This is a genomic window from Ferrimonas sediminum (assembly GCF_900100175.1).
In the GTDB taxonomy this organism is placed as follows: Bacteria; Pseudomonadota; Gammaproteobacteria; order Enterobacterales; family Shewanellaceae; genus Ferrimonas; species Ferrimonas sediminum.
This window is the reverse complement of record NZ_FNEM01000006.1, coordinates 86,361-108,064: the sequence shown is the minus strand read 5'-3', so window position 1 is coordinate 108,064 and position 21,704 is coordinate 86,361. Positions and strand designations below refer to the sequence as shown.

Genomic DNA, 21,704 nt, shown 5'->3' with positions numbered 1-21,704 from the left:
GGCAGCCACCCTGCCCGGCCACCAATAAAAGAGGGTTTAACCTATGGAACGCCGCGAATTTCTAAAAATGAGCGCCGCTATGAGCGCCGCAGCCGCCGTCACCGGCTGCAGCTCCGAGTCTGCACAAACCACGCCGCCGGAAACGATTCCGGTTGAGGAGAAACTCAACTGGAGTGCCTGCCTGGTGAACTGCGGATCGAACTGCCCGGTCAAGGTGTACAGCCGCGACGGCATCATCACCCGCATCGAGTCTGAGTTCACCACCACAGACGAGTACGGCAACCACGACGTCCGTGCCTGCTTGCGGGGCCGCTCCTTGCGTAAGCGGGTTTATGCGCCGGATCGCCTCAAGTACCCCATGAAGCGTGTCGGTCCTCGTGGCAGCGGTCAGTTCGAACGCATCAGCTGGGATGAAGCCCTGGATCTGGTCGCCGAAAAACTGCAGACCACCATCGACAACTATGGCAACGAGTCTATCCACTTCACCTACAACTCCGGTGCCCGCTATCACTTCTCCGGCAAACAGTGTCTGTACCGTCTGATGAACCTCAAAGGCGGTTACCTGAATGCCTACGGCGATTACAGCTGGTCGCAGATCTATGAGGCAGCTGGACAGACATACGGCTCTGCCGGTCCTGGCTGGCAAGGCAGCAGCGTCTCCGAGATGCAAAACTCCGATCTTGTGTTGATGGTGGGCTACAACCCCTCCGAGATCCGAATGAGCGGCTCCGGTGAAGGCTACGACTTCCTGATGCAGAAACGTCAGAAACAGTTCAAGACCATCATCATCGATCCTCGCTACACCGATTCCGCTGTGGGTAAAGAGGATCAGTGGATCGCCATCCGCCCCGGTACCGATGCCGCGCTGTTTGAGGCCCTGGCCTTCGAGTGGATCACCAAGAACCGCGTTGATCAAGCGTTCCTGGACAAGTACTGTGTCGGCTATGATGAAAAAACCATGCCTGCCGGCGTAAGCTATGAAGAGAGCTACAAAGCCTATATCCTGGACAACACCACCATTGGTGACCTGACCCCGGGTGCCAATGCCAAGACGCCAGCCTGGGCCTCCGCCATCACCGGCATCGAAGAACACATTATCGTGGAACTTGCCCGTGAACTGGCCGACGCCAAAGCGCCCTTCATCCAGATTGCCGCCTCTCTAAACCGTCAGGCGGCCGGTGAAAACAACACCCGTGCAGGCTACATGCTGCCCATCCTGTTGGGTCAACTGGGTCTGCCAGGCACTAACTGTGGCGGCCTGTGTAAGGGTTCCTACCTGACCGCTCCCTTCATGCCCACCGGCTCCAACCCGGTTAAGAAGGCTATCTCCTTCTTCACCTTCACCCAGGCTATTGAAGACGGTGAGAACATGACCGTACTGGCGGACGGTGTTCAAGGTGTGGACCTGGACGAAAACGGCGACGGAAAGCTGGGCAACAGCATCAAGGCGATCATCAACTACGGTGGTAACGCCCTGATCAACCAGCACTCCGACGTCAATAAGACCACCAAGATCATCGCGGATGAGAGCAAGTGCGAATTCATCCTGGTGGTAGATAACTGGATGACCCCGAGCGCCAAGTTCGCCGACGTCCTGCTGCCTGATGTCTCCTGGTTGGAGTCCGAAGACCTTATCTACCAGAGCTACTCCGCTGGTGACACCGCCACTCTGGTACAGATGAGCTCCAGTGTTGGCCCCATGTTCGAAGCCCGCCCCATCTATGAGGTGTGTGTAGATCTGGCCAAGCGCATGGGGGTTGAAGCGGAATTTACCGAAGGCAAGAGCCGCGAAGACTGGCTGAACCAGTTCTATGCAGAGGCCAAGGCGGCTACGCCTGATCTGCCTGAGAAAGAGGTGATGCTCCAGCAGGGTATCCACCGCAAGTACCTGCCCAACGGCAGCTACATTGTCCTGGAGGATTTCCGTAAGGATCCCGATGCCAACCCTCTGGGCACCCCGTCCGGCAAGATTGAGATCTACTCCTCTCGTCTGGCAGAGAAAGCCAAGACCTGGCAGCTCAAAGAGGGAGACGTTATCTCCGCCCTGCCCAAGTATGTGCCTACCTGGGAAGGTTATGAGGACACAGAAACCAAGAAGAGCTACCCGCTGCAGCTGTTCGGTTACCACACCAAGGGCCGAGCACACTCCAGCTACCACAACGTCCCATGGCTGCGTGAAGCGGTACAGGACGCCGTATGGATGAACCCCATTGACGCGAACAAGCGCGGGCTGCAAACCGGCGATAAGGTTCACGTATTCAACGACCGCGGCACCATCGAGGTAGAGGTGAAGGTGACCCCTCGCATCATGGTCGGCGTGGCTGCTGTGGGCCAGGGCGCCTGGTTCCAGGGCGGAAACGTGGATAAAGGCGGCTGTGTCAACGTACTGACCACCCACCGTACTACCGCAATTACCAAGGGTAACCCCCAGCACACCAACCTGGTTGAAATCCGTAAGGCTTGATAGGAGTTTACAATGAGTACTAATGTTCAATACGGCTTTCACGTCGACACCAGCAAGTGCACCGGTTGCAAAACCTGTCAGATCGCCTGTAAAGACCGTTCCGACCTGCCGGTAGGCGTGAACTGGCGCCGCGTATATGAGTACGGTGGGGGCATCTGGAACGAAGCCGCCGACGGCACCGTCAGCCAGAATGTGTTCGCCTACTACACCTCTCTGGGCTGTAACCACTGCTCCGAGCCGGTGTGTACCAAGGCGTGTCCTACTGGTGCCATGCATAAGCGTCGCGAAGATGGCCTGGTGATGGTCGACGCGACCATCTGCATCGGCTGTGAGAGCTGTGCCCGCGCCTGCCCCTACGACGCACCACAAATCGACAGCGCCAAGGGTGTAATGACCAAGTGCGACGGCTGTTTCGACCGCATCAAGGATGGCCGCCAGCCCAGCTGTGTCGAGTCCTGTCCAATGCGCGCCCTGGACTTCGGTCCCATGGAGGATCTGAAAGCCAAATACCCCGGAGCCCTGGCCCCGAACTTTGCGCCCATGCCATCCAGTAATGTCACTACTCCGAATCTGCTGATCACGCCAAACCGACTGACTCGCCCCAGTGGCAGCAGCGAAGGCGAAGTATTAAATTCAGCCGAGGTGTAAGACGTACCGCCCCAAGGAGGGGAGCCTCGCTCCCCTGTTCCAAAAACCCACACAAAGAGAGTGACTGTGATGCTCAATTCCGACCAACTGGCGTACTACCAGGCCCAGGCGAACGTGCTGTACCACGCACTGTACTTTGAGCCCAGTGAATTTTTGCTGGATCAGTTCCGCGACAACCAGGTATCGGACACCTGGCCAACCACGGGCGAAGCCCGCAGTCGCCGTGATGCGCTGGCGCTACTGAAACCCGCATTGGCAGAGGACAATGAGACTCTGCTTCCGATCCTCAAGCGGGATTACACCCGCCTGTTCATCGGCCCGGGCGAACTGGCTGCGATTCCGTGGGGCTCGCCCTACCTGCATGAAAAGCGGTTGCTGTGCGGACCATCGACCGAGGCGCTGGCGGCCTTTTTGCAGCATCACGGCATTCTGGTCTCCACTCAAAGCAGGGAGCCGGTGGATCACATCGGCCTGATGCTCTCGGTGGTATCCGGGTTATTGGGGGATGAGATCAAGCAGCAAAATGGCATCGCCCTCAAGGTCCTGTCGGACTTTTTGGGCCAGCACCTGCTGCCCTGGGGCCTGCGATTTTGCACATTGATGTTTGAACAGGCTGACAGCGACTACTATCGGGCCATCGCCCTGTTAACCGGCAGCCTGTTGAAAGGGCTGCGCGAAGACCTGGCGGTTACGCCATTGTCCCTGCAACTGTTTCAGTAAACCGCATCCTCTCACGTTTCTCTGCAGCGGGCCGGCGGCCTCATCATCACCGCCGGTTCGCCCCCTTACTTCCCGTCCCGCCACCTCTACGACTGTTGCTGCAACCACACCTTTAAGGACTGCAGACCGGTCTCCACCTGCTGCCTCAGTTGCGGCATCAACCGGCTACGCTGTTCCGGTGCCTGCTCGTAACGACCACACCAGCGGGCCAGGGCCATCAGCCCCAGTGAACCGGCGCCACCTTTTAGGCGGTGCAAGCCGGATTGCCAATCGGCCCCCTGCCCCAGTTGCTGTAACAGCGCCTGAGTATCCTCCTCAAACCGCTGAATCATGGTGCTGATCACCTCGATACCCAGCACACCAAGGTCCTGCTGCAACTGATGGCTGTCGAGACAGTGATCCGACTCGGGCGCTACGGACGTCGGCTCAGCTTCTGACGAGTCGACTTCAGCACCATAACCGGCCAATAGCTGGCTCAGCGCTGCCAGCCGCAATGGTTTGGGCAGGAACGCATCAAATCCGGCGCCCAGAAAACGGTCTACCTGTTCACTGAACACATGGGCCGACATGGCGATACAGGGCAGCACCCGGTCAAACCGGCGTTGATGAACCTCCCGCAAGTGCTGCTGCAGTTCGCTGCCATCGGTATCCGGCAGATTGATGTCCACCAAAGCCACGTCGAACGGCCCCTGTTGGCACAGCTGCATCGCCTGCTTGCCGCTGTCGGCCATGCGATAGACCAGGTTCAGTTTCTGCAGGTAACCGGCAATCACCAGTTGGTTGGTTGGGTTGTCCTCCACCACCAGCAGGGTCAACGGCGCCACTGGCACCGGCACCTGGCTGTCCGCCACCGGCAAAGCACAACGGGGCAGGGTCAGTTCAAAGGTAAAGGTGCTGCCCCGACCCGGCTCACTGTCGACGGTCAGTCGCCCCCGCATCAGTTCGGCAATCCGCTTACTGATGGACAGCCCCAGCCCGGTGCCTCCCGGCGTGTGCTGGTGGCTGGCCTGTCTGAATGGCTGGAAGATGATCCCCTGGCGATCGGCCTCAATGCCGATGCCGGTATCGGCCACCATTATCCGTAACCGGTCGTTGTCTTGATCCCGTCCCAGGGTCTCGACCGTAACGGTCACCTGCCCCTGTTCGGTGAATTTAATCGCGTTGCTGATGAGGTTAACCAGAATCTGCCGCAGTTTACTGCGATCGCACAGGTAGCCTTCTGCCAGCGCGGAATCCAGCTGCACCCGCAACTCAATGCCCTTCTCTTCGGCGTTCATCGACAGAGTGGCGGCCACCTCCCGTACCAGCTCGTCCAGTGCCATGGGTTTTATGCACAGCTCCAGGTGGCCAGCTTCAATTTTGGAGTAATCCAGCACGTCATTGATCACCTCCAGCAGGGACTCACCTGACCGCCGAATCACCGCCAGTTGCTGCTGCTGTTCGGCGGTCAGGTTATGCTGGTCCAGCAGCTCGGCAGTGCCGAGGATGCCGTTCATCGGCGTGCGAATCTCGTGACTGATGGTGGCCAGGAAGGTGGTTTTCGCCCGGCTGGCTTCCTCCGCCTGACGACGGGCCCTGGCAGCAACCTTAAGCTGGTCACTGAGTTTTTGGTTGACCAGCGACAGCTCCACGGTTCGCTCGGATACCGTTTGTTCCAGTACCCGATGCTGCTGACGCAGTTCCTCTTCCGCCTTGCCCTTGGCCCGAGCGGTGTCTTTAAAGGTTTCGATGGCGCCAGCCAGCCGGCTCAGCTCATCCTGGCCCTGACGGCTCACCTGAATATCCAGCTCTCCCTGACTGAGGCGCAACAGCGCGTCGGTGTAGTAGTTGATGCGATACACCACGTCTTTGAGGACCACCTTCCACACCACCAACAGGCCGATAAACAGCGCCATCAGTCCGATAACCACCAACATGACCCGCGACAACCGGTAGGCATCGTCCGCCTGGGACGAGGCGCTATTGATGGCCAGGTTGGCACGGTTAAGCAGCTGATCCATGCGAGTATTGAGCTGGTCAAACTCATTCTCGATGTCGGCATTGAGCAGCACCGTACGATCTTCAAACAGCAACTGCTGCCGGCGCATGCTGTAAAGTTCTCGACCGCCGGCCACCTGGTTCAGCAAGCCGGTCATCTCCTGCCGGCGTTCGGGATCCTGCACCTCGCCCACCATCAGCGGCAGATAGCTCAGCAACTCTTTAAACCGTCGTTCGATGGCATCCAGGGCGATGGGATCCGCGGTCTGGGGCAGCAGCACCAACTGCTGTCGCAACCGCACCAGGTTGTACTTCAGCTCATTCATCCGCCGCAGTTGCAGCAGGTCAACCTCAACCAGATCGTCCACCTCCCGAGCCAGCTCGCCGCGGGGCTGATACAGGGCCAGACTGCGGGCCACGATGGCGGTTTGCGCATTCGCCAACTGGGAGTCCACCAGGTTGGCCACATCCAGGGCCAGCTGATTGACCCGGGCAAATTCGCGCTGGAAACGACGATTCAACTCGATGCGCTCACCCACCACCTCCACCAGTTGGTCGAGGATCCGCCGAATCTCATCCCCCCCCAAAAAAGCGCTTCGATTCTCCGGCCCCCCCTTGAGTTGCTCCAGTTGCGCCAGCTGACTGGCCAGGGCCTCAAGGTCGCGATCCAGAGCCTGGTTAACCCGGCCCAACTCTTTTGCGGACTGCACCTGGGACAGAAACTGGCCGGACAGCACGATCCGCCCCCCTTGTTCGGCAATGCTGCGTGACAGGTTAAGGATCGGCACCGCCCGCTGGGCCAGGCCATCATGACGGTCTTTCAATTGTGACAGGCTCATCCAACCGACAAAGGCGGAAAAGGCAGACAGCGAGGCCACAAACAGGAACGCCACCAGCAGTTTGCTGGCCAGTGAGGTCTTTGGCAAAAATCGATGGGAGATCAAAGCTAACCACGAATATCTGATACACTCACTACAGTGTACTCGAAATTAGGTTACTGCCGGTGCAATCCCCTGTCCGAGCCTTGGTGTTGATCCCGTTTTTACTGTTATCCAGCCCGATTGTTCAGGCTAAGCCACTGAAAGTGTGCGCGCTCTACCCACACCTTAAAGACTCGTACTGGCTGAGCGTCAACCAGGGAATGGCCGAACAGGCCAAACTTCAAGGGGTCACACTCAAGGTGATGGAGGCCGGCGGCTACCGCAATCAAGCGGTTCAGGTCAGCCAGTATCAGAAATGCCAGCGATGGGGCGCCGACGTGGTACTGCTGGGCAGCGTCAGCTACCGCCTGGATCCCGCCATCCACTCACAGCTTGGTCACACTCCGACTCTGGCGGTGGTCAACGCCGTCGAGCCCGACAGTGTCATCGCCACCATCGGCGTTTCCTGGTATGAAATGGGCCAAAATCTGGCTCGCTATATCAATCAAAATCTGGCCACCGGAGCACCTTTAGAGACTCTGTTGATGCCGGGGCCTGAAGGACGCGGTGGTAACCAGTTTCTGAAACAGGGGCTGCTGGATCACCTGCAGCCGGGCAAGCTGAACATTGTCGCCACCCTGTATGGCGGCAACAGCGTTGCAGTTCAGCGGCAGCTGTTGACCGATTACCTGGCCGACCACCCGGCCCCGCAGCTTATTATTGGCGGAGCGGTGTCTGCGGAAGTGGCCATCAACGAACTGCGCAGTGCCGGTCTGAGCGACACCACCCAAATCATCAGCTCCTACCTGACCCATGCGGTCTACCGCGGACTGATGAGGAACAGGGTGTTGATGGCCAACAGCGACCAGATGCGGCTACAGGGAAGATTGGCGGTGGATGCCGCCCTACGCGTCGCCGGCAACCAGCCCCTGGCAGCCCTGTCCGGTCCAGAGATCCTGAGCCTGACCCAGGATAACGGTCGGGAACTGATCGACGACAGCCTGTCCGATCCCCAGTTCAGAGCCGTCTACGAAGTCACCGCAGAGCCAAACAGATAACCCTCACCGTGCACCGTCACAAACAGTGTCGGGTACCCTTCCGGTTTCTCCATTTTCGCCCGCAGTCGCCGAACCAGCACATCCACGGTGCGGTCATTGGGCGCATCGACCCGATGGGAAATCAGCGCCAGCAGGCGCTCTCGGGCCAGCACCTGTTGCGGGTGCTGGACAAAAGCGGCCAACAGCTCAAACTCGGCGCGGGTCAGTTTGACCTGATGATCCCCGCGCCACAACTGGCGACTGGCAGGCTGAAACGACCAGCCGGCAAAGCTTAGAGCATCGGCTCCAGCCGGAGTTGGCATCGGTTCACTGGCCGTGGCCGCCAAACCGATACGCCAAAACAGGTTTTTTACCCGCACCAGCAGCTCACGCATCTCTACCGGTTTGGTGACGTAGTCGTCTGCCCCCATCTCCAGGCCGACAATTTTGTCTACCGAGTCGCAGCGACCGGTAACCAGAATAATGCCAATATCGGATTCACTGCGCAGTTGCCGGGTCAACATCATGCCATCTTCGTCGGGAAGGTTGACGTCCAGCAAAATCAGATCAAACGACTGCAGCCGCATCTGTTGCCGCATTTCGGCTGCGGTTGAGGCCACTTCCACCTCATAGCCGGCTTGTTGAAAGTAGCCGCTGTGTCGCAGTTGGGTTACCGGGTCGTCTTCCACCACCAGGATTCGCTGACCAACATGACCCATACTCGAGACCGCTTCTATTGATAAACAAACCTCGATTTTGCTTAAAGCGACCGCCCCTTGCAAGTGACCCACGCCGTAAATCCACGAATTGGCCGTTTTTGCAGCAGACACAAAAAAGCCGGCGCAAGCGCCGGCTAACGAGTCTAACAATGATGATTATTATTGGACGATTTCAGCCAAATCAGTCTTTGCTGTAATCGTTTCGTTACCAACGGACAATGCCGCCTTGATGGTAACCGGGGTGCCTTCCCAACCGAAGTTGTCAGGGGTCAGCGTATAGCTGCCAGGTGCGGCTTCACTTTCAACAAGAGCAAAGTTACAAGCTTCACCCTCACAGACAAACTGCTGCTGCTCGTGAACTGGCAGGGTCATCTTCAGAGTGCCGGCCATGTGGCTTCTGACTTTTGGCTCAGGCAAACCGATGTAAACCAGCTTGGCATCGGTCAGTCCACTGATGGCCACCTCTTCCTCTGTTGCCAGAGCAAAGGTTACCGCGCCAGTTTCGCCATTGAAGACAACGTCGCCGATGGCAATGGAGGTCGCTTCTGCGATATCCACAGTCTCAACCGGTTCTGGGCCTGGGCCAGGACCTGGATCAACGTCGTTGTTGTCATCGTCGCTACCACAGCCCACCAGGGCCAGGTTTGCGAGCAGCAAAGCGATTAATGTGCGTTTCATAAATATTCTCCTATCGCTTGCAGCAATTAGTCGTTACCGTGGCAGGTATCACACTCCATGCCAGACATTACGGACGCACCCATGGTGCCAGCAGTGTCATGGCAGCTGCCACAGGAAGTAGTCTCGGCAGTCTTACCTGGGAAGACGCTCAGGTCACCTTCAGCCAACGCGGTGTTCAGGATGACGGCAATCTGGTAAGCCATAGAAGCAGACAGCAGCTGACAACGCATGCCCTTCTGCTTGATGGTCATGTCATTGGCGTCGGCCCAGCGAGTCAGAGAGGCGTGGCACAGCAGGCTGTGAGCAACGGTAGGCTCACCCACTTTCTCAGCAAATACTTCAGGAGTCAGGGCAACTTCATCATCAGGGTCAGCAACACCAGCCAGGAACTCAGCGGTGTTGATAGGCAGTGCAGTCTGCTCATAGTAAGCAGAAACATTGGTCAGCAGAGGCGCGGCAGACGCGCCGTTAACGCTGATCAGCTTGAAGAACATGCCGGCGGCGTTGTTGTTACCACAGATGGTGCCCTGGCTGAAGATACCGCCACTGCCGTATACAGACAGCGCAGTAGGGATGGCGGCGAACTTGGCTTTATCTGGGCTTTCAGAAGCGGCCAGCGCAGTGATCAGGGCATGGAACACCTGGTACATGCAGCCTTTATTACGTACGTCGGCATCATAAGCGATCTTCGCTACTGCCATTGGGTCAAGCTCGGCGTAGGCCAGGGTACCCAGGTCAGCTGGAGTCAGGCTCCAGGCTTCGCCTTCGGCTTGGGCAGCAAAGGAAGGTACCAGGGTGGCGCCAGCAGCGCAGGTGGTGATACCAATAATGTTTTTCAGTGCGTTTCTACGGTCCATACTCATCATCATTACCTCATAGTAGGTTTAAACGGTTGTAGCCATCTCAGTAGCTTCGATATCAATGCTAGACATCCCACCGCCATGGTAATGTGACCAAGGTCGCGGTAATCTGCGGCATTTAGAAAATGCTAATATTACAAATGCTAAATAAGAAAAAGACACCCCAACAGCAGAAGTGTCGACCCTGGGCGCCAAGAGAAGAGATTGCATCTGGATATTCCCCATTAATAGCGATTACCACTGCGGTAATAATGGGAATCTGTGGGAGCAGGCTCACAATCGGTGGGAAATCGGCCTTTATTGACCCCGTTAACGGTTTCGATAACGCGCCAATTTTCCGGAGCAGAAGTTGGCACGGATCACTGTCCTTGTTACATTAAGTTTTTACAATGTACTTGCCATTACAAGAGTATAAGAAACCCTTTATGTTATTGGGAAAATTTAAATTTTTACCTGAATGCGGCTGTTTGCAGCATCAGGAAACCGGTGAGACAAAGACTCTGACCCGCAGTGAACTGCTGGTACTGACGCAACTGACAGAACATCAAGGGGTCACCTTGAGTAAGTACCGTTTGAGTTGCGGCGATGAGGAGGCTCCGGTGATCAGCGAGTCGGCGGTGGTAAAGGCGATCTTTACCCTGAGGCACACGCTGGGCGAACCTGCCGCCAACTGCATCCACACGGTACCCAAGGAGGGGTATCAATTTGTTGCCAACCTGAATGACACCCCGGTAAGTTCCCCAGCCCACAGTAAACTGTCGCCCAAGCTGGTTCGCACCATGCAGATCCTCAGCGTACTGGCGGTACTCTTAGTATCGGTGCCTGTGATGGTGCAGTCCTTCAGTCACAGCTACCAGGCTCCGCCACTTTCCACCGAGGTGATTGAGGTCAGAAATGAATTTAATCAGCAGATGGAGGTGGAGATCGTCACCAGCGCGCAATCCAATATAAAGATGATGCAGGTGTATGCGGACTACCTGACCCAGCACCTCGGGCATTGCGTCTACTCGCCGTGGAAGAAAATAAAGCTGGCCCTGTCCCACGACCAGCAGATGCTGAACGTGACCCTGTTTGGCGATGGCGAAGACAGTGATATTCGAAACATGAAGATCAGCGATTTTCGAGCCGATCCGGAGTTCATCACCCCTCAATGGCTAAAGCAGGTATCCATTTGTGAATAAATTCTATTTTCGGATGATCAATCTGTTTGTCCTGCTGTTGCTGGTGGCCGTACTGGTAAGCAACCGCTACAGCGACAGCATGGACGCCGATCTGACCCTGAACTGTCGCAATGAACTCTATGATCGCAACGGCCCCCAGGACGCCAGGCACTACTTAATTGCTGACTTTGTCCTTAAGCAGGATCAGGCCAGCATCAGTTACCGGTATTTTGGTCACGATGGTCAAGCTCACTCCCGCATCTCGATGACCGGCCAGATCGTGGATGGCTCTTTGAAGCAGAACATCTTCGAAATGGCCATCGACGAAGTTAATACCGAGTACTATCAGGCGGACGCCGCTCCGGTGCCCCATATGCAGTATCTGAACTCATTTGCCAAGAGCAACCTGGCTAACGTGGGTTCCCATAACCTGACATTACGGTTGCTGGAACGCAACGACGAGGCGGGTTACGCAGCGGTGTTTTTCCAACCCTCTAACGCCGTCTGCGGTTGCCGTTTGGTAGACTGATCCGGCGACAAAAAAAGTGGCCTTTACGGGCCACTTAAATCCTGGTTCCTAAGCCCACCCCTGAGAGGGCATTATCATCAGGAACAACAACAAAATTGCGAATGAGAACAGATAGAAACGAAAAAAGTGAATGACTTTCATGCCGAGCCTCCATGCTAAACCTCGCTCGCCGATATCAACCGATGAATCGGCGCCCCGCTTGCGACAGGGACTGGTAAGTGTAGACCCGGAACAGGCGTTGGCCATCTAGGCCGACGACAAAACTCCGGGCTTTCCCCTCACCAATGCCCGTCGACTCTAATGAGACGGTAGCCGGTTGCCATATCGAGCCCAAACGAAAAACGGCGACCCTATTTAGAGTCGCCGTTCGTCGAAATATGGAGGCGCGTCCCGGAGTCGATTGGGGATCACGAATTGGGGTCCACGGATTGCCCGTCCGCCTCAGCCAGGGTTGCGAGTCCAAACGAAAAACGGCAACCCTATTCAGGGTTGCCGTTTCTGCTTAAATATGGAGGCGCGTCCCGGAGTCGAACCGAGGTCCACGGATTTGCAATCCGCTGCATAGCCACTCTGCCAACGCGCCAGTGTTCAGTGGTTTGTGAACGCTGCGAATTAAAGCAAATGCCGCTGCCGGGTTCAAGTAACCACGCAGGTTTTGACGCATTTATTTTGAAGTCACGCAATAATGAGTCATTATTCAACGGAATGCGATGGACAAACAGACAGAGGATTCATGAAAATTGTCGCAATCGGAGGGGGGCATGGCTTAAGCCGGGTTCTGCGGGCCATGGCACCCTACCCCCATGACCTGACGGCCATCATCGCCACCACCGACAACGGCGGCTCCACCGGTAAGCTGAGGCAAACCTTTGGGGGCATCGCCTATGGAGACATTCGCAACTGCCTCAGCAATCTGGTTGCCGATGACCACCTGGGCAAACTGCTACTGGACTATCGCTTCGATCATGAGTCGGATCTGGATGGCCATAATCTGGGTAACCTGATGCTACTGGCGCTGGACAACCTATGCATTCGACCCAGCGATGCCATCGAGGTGCTGTGCCGGTTAATGGACGTCAAACAAACTCTGCTACCGATGTCCGATCAGCCGACACAACTGCTGGCCCAGTTCCCGGACGGACAGCAACTGATAGGGGAAACCACGGTGGATGACGCTTCAAGTCTGCCGACAGGCCTGAGCCTGCACCCCGGTGTTGAAGCCCCTTTGGCCGCGGTGGACGCACTGATGCAAGCGGAACAGATTCTGATTGGCCCGGGCAGTTTGCTTACCAGCCTTGCCCCGCCCTGTCTGGTTGAAGAGATACAGCTCGCCATCAACCGCAGTCGGGCACGCACCACACTCATCAGCAACTTAGCGGCGGAAAATGGCTGTGTCGGCAGCCTGTCACCCGAGGGGCAGAAACAGGTATTTGAAGCCCTTACCGGGGTGCAGATTGATCATCTGCTCAGCCACAGCACAGATGCCTTTGACCAACCCAACCACTGGCACCGGCCACTGCTGGCCAACCAGCAACGCTACCACTGTCCCATTCGACTGGGGAAAGCACTGCAGGAGCTGTGCTTACGCTGACGACGAACGCAGCTGTTCCAGATAACCCTGATAGCGGCTGCGGGTCTGAGCCAAACACTGCAACAAGACTGGCACCTGTTCGCTCACCTCGCGGCTGCCGCCTCTGGCTCCGGACTCCACCTCTTTGGCAATTTCAGCCAACGCCTCGGCGCCAAAGGTCATGGCCGAGCCTTTAATGCTGTGGGCCAGATCCTTATATTGCTGCAACAAACTGGCCTGTTTTACCTGTGCCTCTCGATGGGTCATCTCATCAATAAACACCGTGATCAGCTCTTCAAGCAGATCGTATCCGGCGTCACTGGCCAGGGCGTCGATGCAACGCTCATTGAGAATTTTCGCCATAACCTCTCCTTGTTGAATGTCACTGGCATTAACTTTGCAACCTCTGTGCCATGACCCGCTTTTCATGACCGCTGACGAATTGGCATATTGTCTCATCGCGGCCGAATGGGAGACCCTTATGACCCCTACCCTCGCAGTAAAACTGGTAATAGACGGCCGCCACTTCGGCGGTATCGAAGCCCATCTGTGCCTGCTCTACCAGCGTCTGCATCAACAACGGGTGCCCTGCCAACTGGTGCTGTTATCGGCGTATTCAGAGTCTAGTTTCAAAACGCAACTCAAGTTGCAAAAAATCCCCTTTATCGAGCTCAAGGGCAGTTGGCTGAGTAAACTGCGCCAGTTGGCCGCCCTGTCCCACCATTCTGTACTCCACAGCCACGGCTACAAGGCCAACGTACTGACGCGGCTGGCCTGCCGCTTGAGCGGAACCCGGCCCGTGGCCACCTTTCATGCCGGTGAGCCGGGCCAGGGCCGGTTGGCCTGGTACAACCGGCTGGATAAAGGCAGCGCCCGCTTCAGTCTCAATGTGGCCGTATCCCGGGCCATCGCCGAGCGTGTCCCCGGACCTTGCCCGGTCATTCGAAATTTCGTCTCGCTGGCCGCCACCGAAGCCCGAACCCCAAGCTCGTGCCTTAGGGTGGGCTTCATCGGCCGCTATTGCCGGGACAAGGGCTTCGATCGCTTCTGTCGCCTCAGCCAGCAGTTACCCCAGTATCAATGGCACAGTTTTGGCCAGGGGCCACTGTCCGGACACATCGACGGCAACGCCATCATCGACCATGGCCATGTGCACGACATCGGCCGGCATCTGGCCAACCTGGATCTGCTGGTGATGCCATCCCGGTTTGAAGGCTTACCTCTGGCCGCCCTGGAAGCCATGGCCGCTGAACTGCCCATCATCGCCTATGACGTCGGCGATCTGACGCAGTTGGTGAACCATCAGGTAGGTGCGCTGATCGACGCCGGAAACCATAGGGCGATGATCGAAGCCATCGAGCATTTTGCCACTCTCAACCATCAGCAGCGCCAACACTTAGGCCAACAGGCCCGGGCCCGGGTGGAGAGGGAGTGGAATGGTCAGGCCACCCTGGCCACCTACCTCTCTCTCTATCGACAAGCAGGACAATTCACGCCTGCTGCCAGACCTGCATTTTTCGATAGATGGTTGAAGGGCTAACCTCCAGCAGGCTTGCAGCCTGAGTAATGTTGCCCTCGCAGCGGGTGATGGCATCTTCGATGGCCTGACGCTCAATGTCGGCCAATGACTGCGGAGCGCCGGCCTCCTCGACAGGCGCCGGCGGCGGCGTGCTTGAATCACTGCCCGGCTGACTCCATTGAAACTGGGCCGGCGTGTCCCGGGGCGGCTCGCAGACCACCTGACTCAGCGGCGCAGGTAAGTCTTCTTGCGCCACTTTACCTCCGGGGTGGATCACCGCCAGTTGCCGCATCACATTCTGCAACTGCCGCACATTGCCCGGCCAGCCAAATTTGCTCAGAGTCCACTCCGCCTGGCGACTGAAACCAACGAAGCGTTTGCCCTCTTCACTGCCATACTGCTGCAAAAAACGTTTCGCCAGCAGCAGCACATCATCACCGCGACGCCGAAGGGGCGGAAGCGTAATCGGCACCACGTGCAGCCGGTAATAGAGATCCTCCCGAAACCGTCCCGCCTCGACCTCTTTCCAGGGGTCACGGTTACTGGCACAGATGATCCGCACATCCACATCGATCAGCGTGTCACTGCCCACAGGTTGAACCTTGCCGGACTGCAGACAGCGCAACAGTTTGGCCTGCAGGTCCAGCTCCATTTCGCAGATCTCATCCAGAAACAGCGTGCCCTTGTCGGCAGCCTGAATACAGCCCTGGCGGTCTTTCTGGGCACCGGTAAAGGCCCCTTTGATGTGACCAAACAACTCGCTTTCCACTAACTCTTTGGGAATGGCCGCACAGTTCAACGGTACAAACGCCTGCCCCTGGCGACTGCCGGCCTGATGCAGGGCTTCGGCGCACACCTCTTTGCCAGTCCCGCTCTCGCCAAGCACAAACACCGTGGCCCGACTGTCGGCACTGCGCTCTATCATCTGGTACACCGCCTGCATCGGCGTGCTGGCCCCCACAAAGCCATGAAAACCGGCCCGCGTATGCTGGGTTTCGTACTTATCCACCAGGCGGTTAAGGGCGTAAAAGCTGAGGGCATTGTTGACGGTGACCTGCAAGCGTCTGGCTTCCACTGGCTTACTGACGAAATCATACGCCCCCAGTCGCATCGCTTCGACGGCGGTCTCTACCGAACCGTGGGCGGTAATCACAATGACGGGAACCGTGCAGCCGCTGTTGTGAAGCATGCGCAGAATGTCGATGCCATCGTGGTCCGGCAGGTTCAGATCCAGCAACACCAGCGATGGCAGTTGGTTCGCCAATTTGACCTTGGCATCCGCGAAGGTGGTCACGTGTTCCACCACCACGGCACTGTCTCTCAAATACGCCTTATACACCTTCGCCAGTGATTCGGTATCTTCAATCAATAACACGCGTTGAATGGGGTTGGCCATCGTGAAGCTCCCTCTTTGCCAGTCCGACCAGCAGCAGTGTGGCATCATCCATAAAGGCGCCCTCGCCCTTACGCCATAACACCTCGATCATCGTTTCAGGGTCTTCCTGAAATCCAATCTCAGGAAACGTTAAAAACCTCTCCTGCCAACCGTCAGTGTAGAAAAGCAAACGAGAATTGTCGTCAAACCTATATGAAAATTCCTGATATTCCTGATTTTTTGCCAGTCCTAACAAGGGTCCTTCCACCTGCAGATCCTGGTTAATTCCCGGCCCCAGGAGGCGCGGCGGCGGATGGCCGGCCGCCGCCAGAGCCAGTGAGCCGTCGGTTTCAATCAGGCAGACTAGCGCCGTCGCCGCGGCATCAGGCACGTGGGCACAGCACTCCAGCGCATCGGACAACCGTGCCAACAACGCCCCGGGCCGCCAGGGGTGCTGAGACAACATGGAGTGAATCAAACCACAGGTGGTATGGGCAATGAGTTTGGCACTGACCCCGTGACCCTGGCTGTCCACCAACAACAGCATACGAGTCCCATCCGTCTGGTGCTGATCAATCAGCAGATCGCCTCCCCCGAGGGTCTTTGGCTGATGCCTCAGGCAAAACGATAACGCCGCGGTATTGGCCGGGCAACTGGGACTCAGGGGCTGGGTCAACTGCCGGGCGAGTCGATCTTCGCTTATCTGCCGTAGTTGTCGGTGACGGATCAGCGCCCGCTCGATGCTCTGTTGTAGGCGCCTGCCGGACAAGGGCTTGGTTAATACCTCATCGATGCCACACGATGCCAGCTCGGCCATGCGCTCGCCATCCGCATCACTGCTCATGGCCAAAAAGGGCAATGCCGCCCGCTCCGGCCGTGTCGACAACCAATGACGCAAAGCCAGCCCATCCCTGTCAGGCATGTGCAGATCGCTCAGTACCAGATCAATCGGCTCCTGATCCAGCCAGCGCTGGGCTTGACTGACGCTGGTGCAACTGATCACTCGATACCGGGGCGACAGCCAGGCATTGATGACCGCCAGTTGGCTGCGATCATCATCGATAACCAGAATATTGGCGGCGGTCGGCCGGTCATGAAACGGCAGTTCAAACAGATTCGCCTCGTGATGCCAGCGGTAATGGGCCCCGGGAACACAATGACTGATCAACCCCAGCCCCATGGCCGATTCCGCAAACGCCAAAGGCTGGTTCATCGCCTCTCTCAGGCGTTTATTCAGAGCCATAAACGGCGAGCCATTGTCCTTGATCTGCACCACATACAGTGCACCGGGCCGCCGGTACAGGTTAATTTGCACGACGCTCGGAGGGCAGCGGGTGTGCCCCAACAGGTTAGCCAAGTACTCCGACAGCGCCGTTAACACCGGATCGGTCACCCATTCTGCCAATCCCAGGCTCCGCATCCCTTCCCCCAGCGCTATCCTGGCCTGGCGAACGCCCGCGTTGGTCGGGGTCACATCCAGTTTCAACATTAACGCCTTCATCTCCACTCTCCATTGCAGTAAGCGGTACGAGACAACCAATTGGCAAGGCGGTCACACCAACCCGGTAGGCGATGCCGACGGGCCATAATGGAGGACGCCAGCGACTGCCCCAGCCTGGGCATAAAGCGGTTGTCCATCACCACCGCCAGCACCGTCAGGCCGTAATGAGACATCTCCAGGGAGAACGCCTGCAGCTCGGAATCGGTGGTCTGGCCAGCCGCGACCATCAGCACGACATGGCGACACCCGACCTGGGCACTGATGGCATCCGCGCCGGCGTAGTAATCGCAGCTAAACACCACACAACGATAGCACTGCTGCCAGCGAAGCAGTGCCTGGGCCACACTTTGTGCATTCAAACGGTCGCCGCCTTCCAAAGCCAACGATAACTGGTCAAACACCTGATCTTCCGCAATCAGGGTGTGACTTGAGATGTCATCGAGACTAAGGCAGGTGTTGGCGTCAGACGTCACCTCGCTTCCCATATCGACCATCAGGCTGTGGTGCTGGCACCGACTCAGCTGGCGACATAGCTGCGACGCCGCCGCTCTCGTGGAGTGCGCCTGACCGGCGCAGACGATGGCCACCTGGTTAACGCCCTGACAGGCGATCAGGGTGGCCAGAGAGGAAAACGCCTGTTTGCCGATATCATTCATATCGCTGCTCCCAGTGCAAACAGTGCCACAATGCTCAGGGCGTCGCGGACACCGTCAATGAAGATGCGCCAGTTGGATTGATCCTCGTTGGGCACATAAACGGTATCGCCGGGTCTCACCAACGGGATGCGAGCGTAATCCGGATCGGTGACAAAAGCCTGCAGATCAAACACCCGGGCCTGGGGATCGCAGCAACTGTGCTGTACCACGATGATCTTTTCGATGTAAGCGTTATCCGACGGTCCCCCGGCCTCTGCCAGCAAATCCAGCAGGTTCATCGAGTTATCAAAGCTGTAACGCCCGGGCTTGCGCACCGCCCCCATCAGTCGCACCACCTGCTCCGAGGGTTTTTCCAGCCACTGCCGCTCCCGCTGCGGCAGGAAGATGGTGTCGCCGGGCAGCACCTTGGGCAATACGCTTTCATCGCCGGTTTCAAAATAGCGGGCCAGGTTCAGTTGGGTCACCCGGCTCGTAGCGCCATTTCGATGAGTAATCCGAATCTGGCCGAGATCCGCCTCATCGGTAGGGCCATCGGCGGCTGCCAGTATGTCCAAAAAACCAAGCTGGTCGTTGAACGCATAACGTCCCGGAGACTCCACCTGGCCGAAGACGTAGATCGAGCTTTCCGGACTCTGACGCACCCAGGTTGACTTGTTGTCGGTGGGATCCCATGGCAACTCGTTAACCACCACGGTGTCGCCGGATACCAGGGTGGGCAGAGACGCGTACTCGCCCCCTTGCTTAATGAACTTGTCCAAATCAAATAGACGCTTATTGCCATTGTCTTTAATGATCTCGATCTCCGCCAGGTTGGCATGCTGCAAGGGGCCGCCGGCATGGGCAAACAGGTCGAGAAACGTCATGCTCTCGTCCCATTCGTAGCGCCCGGGCCGATTCATGGCACCGATGATCTTGATCGCCTTGTCCGACGGGATTTTCAGCCAGGACTTCTCATTGACGTCGGTTTTTTCCGGTACGAAAATCACATCGCCGGGTTCAATGGGGGGCAACCGGCCGTTGGCCCGGTTCTCGGTGTAAGACAGCAGGTTCACCTCCACCACCGACTGGTCCTGACGCAACAACCGAATGTTGCGGGTCTCCGCAAAGCGGGTCGGGCCGCCGGCATTGGCCAGCAAATCCAAGAAGGTCACGTTGTCGCCAGTTTCGTAAGCGCCCGGCGCCTGAACTTCCCCCATAACGTAGACCGTACGCTGGGTGTTGGAGACCACGTCCACCTGAATCGGGACATAGATCAGGGTTCCGGCACCGATGGGCGGCAGCATCTCCGCAGTCCCCTCATCAAGGTAGGTTTTGAGGTCAAACAGGTAGGGCACATTGTCACTGATCACCCGAATGTGGCTAACGTCGGCATACCGGGTCACCCCTTCGGCCCGCATCAGCGCATCGACAAGGCTCATTTCCCCCTTGAGGACAAAACTGCCCGGGTTGCGAACCTCGCCGAACAGAGTGATGGAATCGGCATCACCGCCGCCATCGCCACCGGCGATCAGCGAACGGGCATCAAAATTGACCTCGACGTTGCCGGTCAGCGGCGACGCCGGAACAAACAACTCATCTTCAGTTTGCAGTCGAGGCAACAGCTCGGCATCGCCACTGTCCAGATAGGCCTTGTAGTCAAAACTGAGCCGCTGTGCTCCCCGACGTACCTGTAACTTATCCAGCTGAGCCCCCGGGCGAAGGCCACCGGCCGCCTGTATCGCCATCTGCACATTGCCGTCGGCGGGCAGCAGCACCTCTCCGGGCGCCTGGACATAACCCAGCACCCGAATCAGTAACTGGCGCTGACTCAGCTCGATGTCAAACTGATCCAGGTTGAGGTACACCGTCGACAACGCCAACTGAATGGCACTGCGCGCCTGATCCAGAGTCTTGCCCCTAAGGTTGATCTTGCCCACTTCCGGCAAACGAATCTTCCCCTGCTTATCCAGAGAAAATGGCTGATCGAATGCAGACTCGCCCGGCATGATAATCACCACCGCATCGCCCGGTTGCAGCAATCGGTCACTGTCCTTGGCCACGCTCAATGTCGGCAACAGCAGTATCAGGATCATCAGCAGACGGGTCATCATCACTCCCTCCGAAACGACTCTGGCCACTGACTCAGAGTCAGGGGGGCGGGAGACGACGCCGTCTCGGACGGCAGAGCCAGCAGCTCAAAACTCACACGCCGATTCGCCAGACGACCGCTGCGGTTGGTATTCGGGGCCAAGGGCATGCTGGAACCGGCTGCCACCACCCGTAACTGCACCTGAGGGACGCCATCGGCTTGCAGATGATCGGACACCGCATTGGCCCGCGCCAGTGCCAGCGCCTGATTGTGCTGGTCATCGCCCTGGTCATCGGTATGCCCGGTCACCGTCAGCACCCAGCGTGGATTATCCCGAAGCATTTGCGCCATTTGCCGCAGCCGAAGCTGAAACTCCGGCAGCAACTCATCCCTATCCAGGGCAAACTGCTCGGATTGCAACAACCCCGGCGCCACCTCATTAACATTCACTCCGCCGGCAGTAACGACGCCCTGCTCGACACCACGACACCCCATATGCTGAGTAATGAAATTCAGTCGCACACCGAGGCGGTGAATCTGATCTTCAAGAATCAACAACTGCTCGCTGGCGTCGGCATACAACCCCTCTGCCACTTCACCACGAATCTGTCCCAGACGCTGTTCAGCCTGATACTGGCGCTCGGGCAGGCAGGCAACGGTACCGCGAAGTCGAAGCAGCTCCAGACCGATCTGGGCTTCTACCACCCGCTGCCTCAACGCCTGATGCTCCTGCAGAAAGGCAGGAGATAGCAGGTAACTGTCCCAGGGGGTGCCCTCGGCTGCCATCTGTCCCTGCCCCTCTTCAGGCCATTGCGCGCAGCCGGCCAGGAGCAGCATCAAGGTGATGCTCACTCGTTTCTTCATGACTGTTCCCCGGTGAATGCAATCGCCTTATCCACCTTCAGCATGGTCAGTATCCGTTTCGGCTGACCATGCACGTCCGCCAGTTGCAGCACCCGCTGCTGGCGCTTTAGCCTCTTAAACAAAAAGATGATGGCGCCAATGCCGGAGGAGTCGATGAATTCGGTGGCTTTCAGGTCGATGACCACCAGTTGGTTGGGTTCCTGTAACAGCTCTTCGAACTGCTCTTTAATACCAGCAACGCTGTCGATATCAAACTGCACCGGTGCCATGACCGTTTTTGGGTTAAGACTGTCGTTGAGATGAATCGCCATAGTTCACTCCCGTTACTCGGTTCAGAGAAGGGCTTATGCCTCTCCTATACGCAACCGTTGCAACAGCAGTGCCAATATTAAATTATCAATAAATACAGTTAGATAAATTTTTTGAAGAGGGGAATTCC

General features: G+C 57.4%; 19 protein-coding genes and 1 tRNA gene. 8 read left to right on the top strand and 12 right to left on the bottom strand.

What is annotated here, in order from left to right; all coding sequences use genetic code 11:
• Positions 1-43: 43 nt before the first annotated feature.
• The 3 genes from BLT77_RS09370 (at position 44) to BLT77_RS09360 (ending at position 3,832) form a co-directional block, all read left to right on the top strand.
• Positions 44-2,464 (top strand): DMSO/selenate family reductase complex A subunit, encoded by a 2,421-nt coding sequence (locus tag BLT77_RS09370; RefSeq protein ID WP_090365013.1) that lies wholly within the window; start codon positions 44-46, stop codon positions 2,462-2,464.
• A gap of 12 nt (positions 2,465-2,476) precedes the next feature.
• Positions 2,477-3,112: a DMSO/selenate family reductase complex B subunit gene (locus tag BLT77_RS09365; RefSeq protein WP_090365012.1), complete on the top strand. Its 636-nt coding sequence runs from the start codon at positions 2,477-2,479 to the stop codon at positions 3,110-3,112.
• A gap of 69 nt (positions 3,113-3,181) precedes the next feature.
• A complete protein-coding gene (locus BLT77_RS09360; RefSeq protein ID WP_090365011.1) occupies positions 3,182-3,832 on the top strand; it encodes a TorD/DmsD family molecular chaperone in 651 nt (216 codons plus the stop codon).
• An 86-nt stretch (positions 3,833-3,918) separates the two neighbouring features.
• Here BLT77_RS09360 and torS read toward each other — a convergent pair whose 3' ends face one another.
• A complete protein-coding gene (torS, locus tag BLT77_RS09355) occupies positions 3,919-6,735 on the bottom strand; it encodes a TMAO reductase system sensor histidine kinase/response regulator TorS (RefSeq protein WP_176819259.1) in 2,817 nt (938 codons plus the stop codon).
• 77 nt (positions 6,736-6,812) lie between these two features.
• Here torS and torT point away from each other — a divergent pair, with 77 nt between their 5' ends.
• Positions 6,813-7,787: a TMAO reductase system periplasmic protein TorT gene (gene torT, locus BLT77_RS09350; RefSeq protein ID WP_176819258.1), complete on the top strand. Its 975-nt coding sequence runs from the start codon at positions 6,813-6,815 to the stop codon at positions 7,785-7,787.
• Here torT and torR read toward each other — a convergent pair.
• From torR to BLT77_RS09335, 3 genes are all read right to left on the bottom strand, one after another.
• Positions 7,757-8,485 carry a two-component system response regulator TorR gene (gene torR, locus BLT77_RS09345; RefSeq protein ID WP_090365008.1) on the bottom strand — a complete coding sequence of 243 codons (729 nt, stop codon included), beginning with the start codon at positions 8,483-8,485 and terminating at the stop codon, positions 7,757-7,759. The genes torT and torR overlap by 31 nt on opposite strands.
• A 159-nt stretch (positions 8,486-8,644) precedes the next feature.
• On the bottom strand, positions 8,645-9,163 hold the full coding sequence (locus BLT77_RS09340; RefSeq protein WP_090365007.1) for a hypothetical protein: 519 nt from the start codon (positions 9,161-9,163) through the stop codon (positions 8,645-8,647).
• Between the two features lie 26 nt (positions 9,164-9,189).
• On the bottom strand, positions 9,190-10,020 hold the full coding sequence (locus tag BLT77_RS09335; protein ID WP_245709909.1) for a cytochrome c3 family protein: 831 nt from the start codon (positions 10,018-10,020) through the stop codon (positions 9,190-9,192).
• Positions 10,021-10,490: 470 nt separating this feature from the next.
• On the opposite strand from BLT77_RS09335, the gene BLT77_RS09330 reads away from it, so the two are divergent.
• The gene (locus tag BLT77_RS09330) at positions 10,491-11,204 is read left to right on the top strand and encodes a winged helix-turn-helix domain-containing protein (RefSeq protein WP_176819257.1); all 714 of its coding nucleotides are present in this window, start codon (positions 10,491-10,493) and stop codon (positions 11,202-11,204) included.
• Positions 11,197-11,712 (top strand): hypothetical protein, encoded by a 516-nt coding sequence (locus BLT77_RS09325; protein ID WP_090365005.1) that lies wholly within the window; start codon positions 11,197-11,199, stop codon positions 11,710-11,712. The genes BLT77_RS09330 and BLT77_RS09325 overlap by 8 nt, the downstream gene beginning before the upstream one ends.
• 509 nt (positions 11,713-12,221) lie before the next feature.
• On the opposite strand, the gene BLT77_RS09320 is transcribed toward BLT77_RS09325, so the two are convergent.
• Positions 12,222-12,295: transfer RNA gene (locus BLT77_RS09320), tRNA-Cys, on the bottom strand.
• A 150-nt stretch (positions 12,296-12,445) separates the two neighbouring features.
• On the opposite strand from BLT77_RS09320, the gene BLT77_RS09315 reads away from it, so the two are divergent.
• Positions 12,446-13,303: a gluconeogenesis factor YvcK family protein gene (locus BLT77_RS09315; RefSeq protein ID WP_176819256.1), complete on the top strand. Its 858-nt coding sequence runs from the start codon at positions 12,446-12,448 to the stop codon at positions 13,301-13,303.
• Here the strand turns inward: BLT77_RS09315 and BLT77_RS09310 are convergent.
• Positions 13,295-13,645, bottom strand: a complete 351-nt coding sequence (locus BLT77_RS09310; RefSeq protein ID WP_176819255.1) for an Hpt domain-containing protein — start codon at positions 13,643-13,645, stop codon at positions 13,295-13,297. The two genes, BLT77_RS09315 and BLT77_RS09310, sit on opposite strands and share 9 nt — an antisense overlap.
• A gap of 118 nt (positions 13,646-13,763) precedes the next feature.
• On the opposite strand from BLT77_RS09310, the gene BLT77_RS09305 reads away from it, so the two are divergent.
• Positions 13,764-14,822: a glycosyltransferase gene (locus BLT77_RS09305; RefSeq protein ID WP_176819254.1), complete on the top strand. Its 1,059-nt coding sequence runs from the start codon at positions 13,764-13,766 to the stop codon at positions 14,820-14,822.
• Here BLT77_RS09305 and BLT77_RS09300 read toward each other — a convergent pair.
• The 6 genes from BLT77_RS09300 to BLT77_RS09275 are packed head-to-tail and all read right to left on the bottom strand — an operon-like array spanning position 14,773 to position 21,576.
• On the bottom strand, positions 14,773-16,197 hold the full coding sequence (locus BLT77_RS09300; protein ID WP_090365002.1) for a sigma-54-dependent transcriptional regulator: 1,425 nt from the start codon (positions 16,195-16,197) through the stop codon (positions 14,773-14,775). The two genes, BLT77_RS09305 and BLT77_RS09300, sit on opposite strands and share 50 nt — an antisense overlap.
• A complete protein-coding gene (locus BLT77_RS09295; protein ID WP_090365001.1) occupies positions 16,163-17,677 on the bottom strand; it encodes a SpoIIE family protein phosphatase in 1,515 nt (504 codons plus the stop codon). The genes BLT77_RS09300 and BLT77_RS09295 overlap by 35 nt, the downstream gene beginning before the upstream one ends.
• Complete coding sequence (locus BLT77_RS09290; RefSeq protein WP_090365000.1) at positions 17,674-18,333, bottom strand: hypothetical protein; 660 nt, start codon at positions 18,331-18,333, stop codon at positions 17,674-17,676. The genes BLT77_RS09295 and BLT77_RS09290 overlap by 4 nt, the downstream gene beginning before the upstream one ends.
• On the bottom strand, positions 18,330-20,420 hold the full coding sequence (locus BLT77_RS09285) for an SLBB domain-containing protein (protein WP_425431729.1): 2,091 nt from the start codon (positions 20,418-20,420) through the stop codon (positions 18,330-18,332). The genes BLT77_RS09290 and BLT77_RS09285 overlap by 4 nt, the downstream gene beginning before the upstream one ends.
• A 2-nt stretch (positions 20,421-20,422) precedes the next feature.
• A complete protein-coding gene (locus tag BLT77_RS09280; protein ID WP_090364998.1) occupies positions 20,423-21,265 on the bottom strand; it encodes an OmpA family protein in 843 nt (280 codons plus the stop codon).
• The gene (locus BLT77_RS09275) at positions 21,262-21,576 is read right to left on the bottom strand and encodes an STAS domain-containing protein (RefSeq protein WP_090364997.1); all 315 of its coding nucleotides are present in this window, start codon (positions 21,574-21,576) and stop codon (positions 21,262-21,264) included. Before BLT77_RS09275 ends, BLT77_RS09280 begins: the two co-directional genes overlap by 4 nt.
• Positions 21,577-21,704: the final 128 nt, after the last annotated feature.

Bases quoted from the DNA above. Each gene is read 5' to 3' on its own strand.
- BLT77_RS09275 (WP_090364997.1), bottom strand. From the start codon at position 21,576: ATGGCGATTCATCTCAACGACAGTCTTAACCCAAAAACGGTCATGGCA.
- BLT77_RS09280 (WP_090364998.1), bottom strand. From the start codon at position 21,265: ATGAAGAAACGAGTGAGCATCACCTTGATGCTGCTCCTGGCCGGCTGC.
- BLT77_RS09310 (WP_176819255.1), bottom strand. From the start codon at position 13,645: ATGGCGAAAATTCTCAATGAGCGTTGCATCGACGCCCTGGCCAGTGAC.
- torR (WP_090365008.1), bottom strand. From the start codon at position 8,485: ATGGGTCATGTTGGTCAGCGAATCCTGGTGGTGGAAGACGACCCGGTA.
- BLT77_RS09370 (WP_090365013.1), top strand. From the start codon at position 44: ATGGAACGCCGCGAATTTCTAAAAATGAGCGCCGCTATGAGCGCCGCA.
- BLT77_RS09285 (WP_425431729.1), bottom strand. From the start codon at position 20,420: ATGACCCGTCTGCTGATGATCCTGATACTGCTGTTGCCGACATTGAGC.
- BLT77_RS09295 (WP_090365001.1), bottom strand. From the start codon at position 17,677: ATGAAGGCGTTAATGTTGAAACTGGATGTGACCCCGACCAACGCGGGC.
- BLT77_RS09335 (WP_245709909.1), bottom strand. From the start codon at position 10,020: ATGGACCGTAGAAACGCACTGAAAAACATTATTGGTATCACCACCTGC.
- BLT77_RS09315 (WP_176819256.1), top strand. From the start codon at position 12,446: ATGAAAATTGTCGCAATCGGAGGGGGGCATGGCTTAAGCCGGGTTCTG.
- BLT77_RS09305 (WP_176819254.1), top strand. From the start codon at position 13,764: ATGACCCCTACCCTCGCAGTAAAACTGGTAATAGACGGCCGCCACTTC.
- BLT77_RS09340 (WP_090365007.1), bottom strand. From the start codon at position 9,163: ATGAAACGCACATTAATCGCTTTGCTGCTCGCAAACCTGGCCCTGGTG.
- BLT77_RS09360 (WP_090365011.1), top strand. From the start codon at position 3,182: ATGCTCAATTCCGACCAACTGGCGTACTACCAGGCCCAGGCGAACGTG.
- BLT77_RS09300 (WP_090365002.1), bottom strand. From the start codon at position 16,197: ATGGCCAACCCCATTCAACGCGTGTTATTGATTGAAGATACCGAATCA.
- BLT77_RS09365 (WP_090365012.1), top strand. From the start codon at position 2,477: ATGAGTACTAATGTTCAATACGGCTTTCACGTCGACACCAGCAAGTGC.
- BLT77_RS09290 (WP_090365000.1), bottom strand. From the start codon at position 18,333: ATGAATGATATCGGCAAACAGGCGTTTTCCTCTCTGGCCACCCTGATC.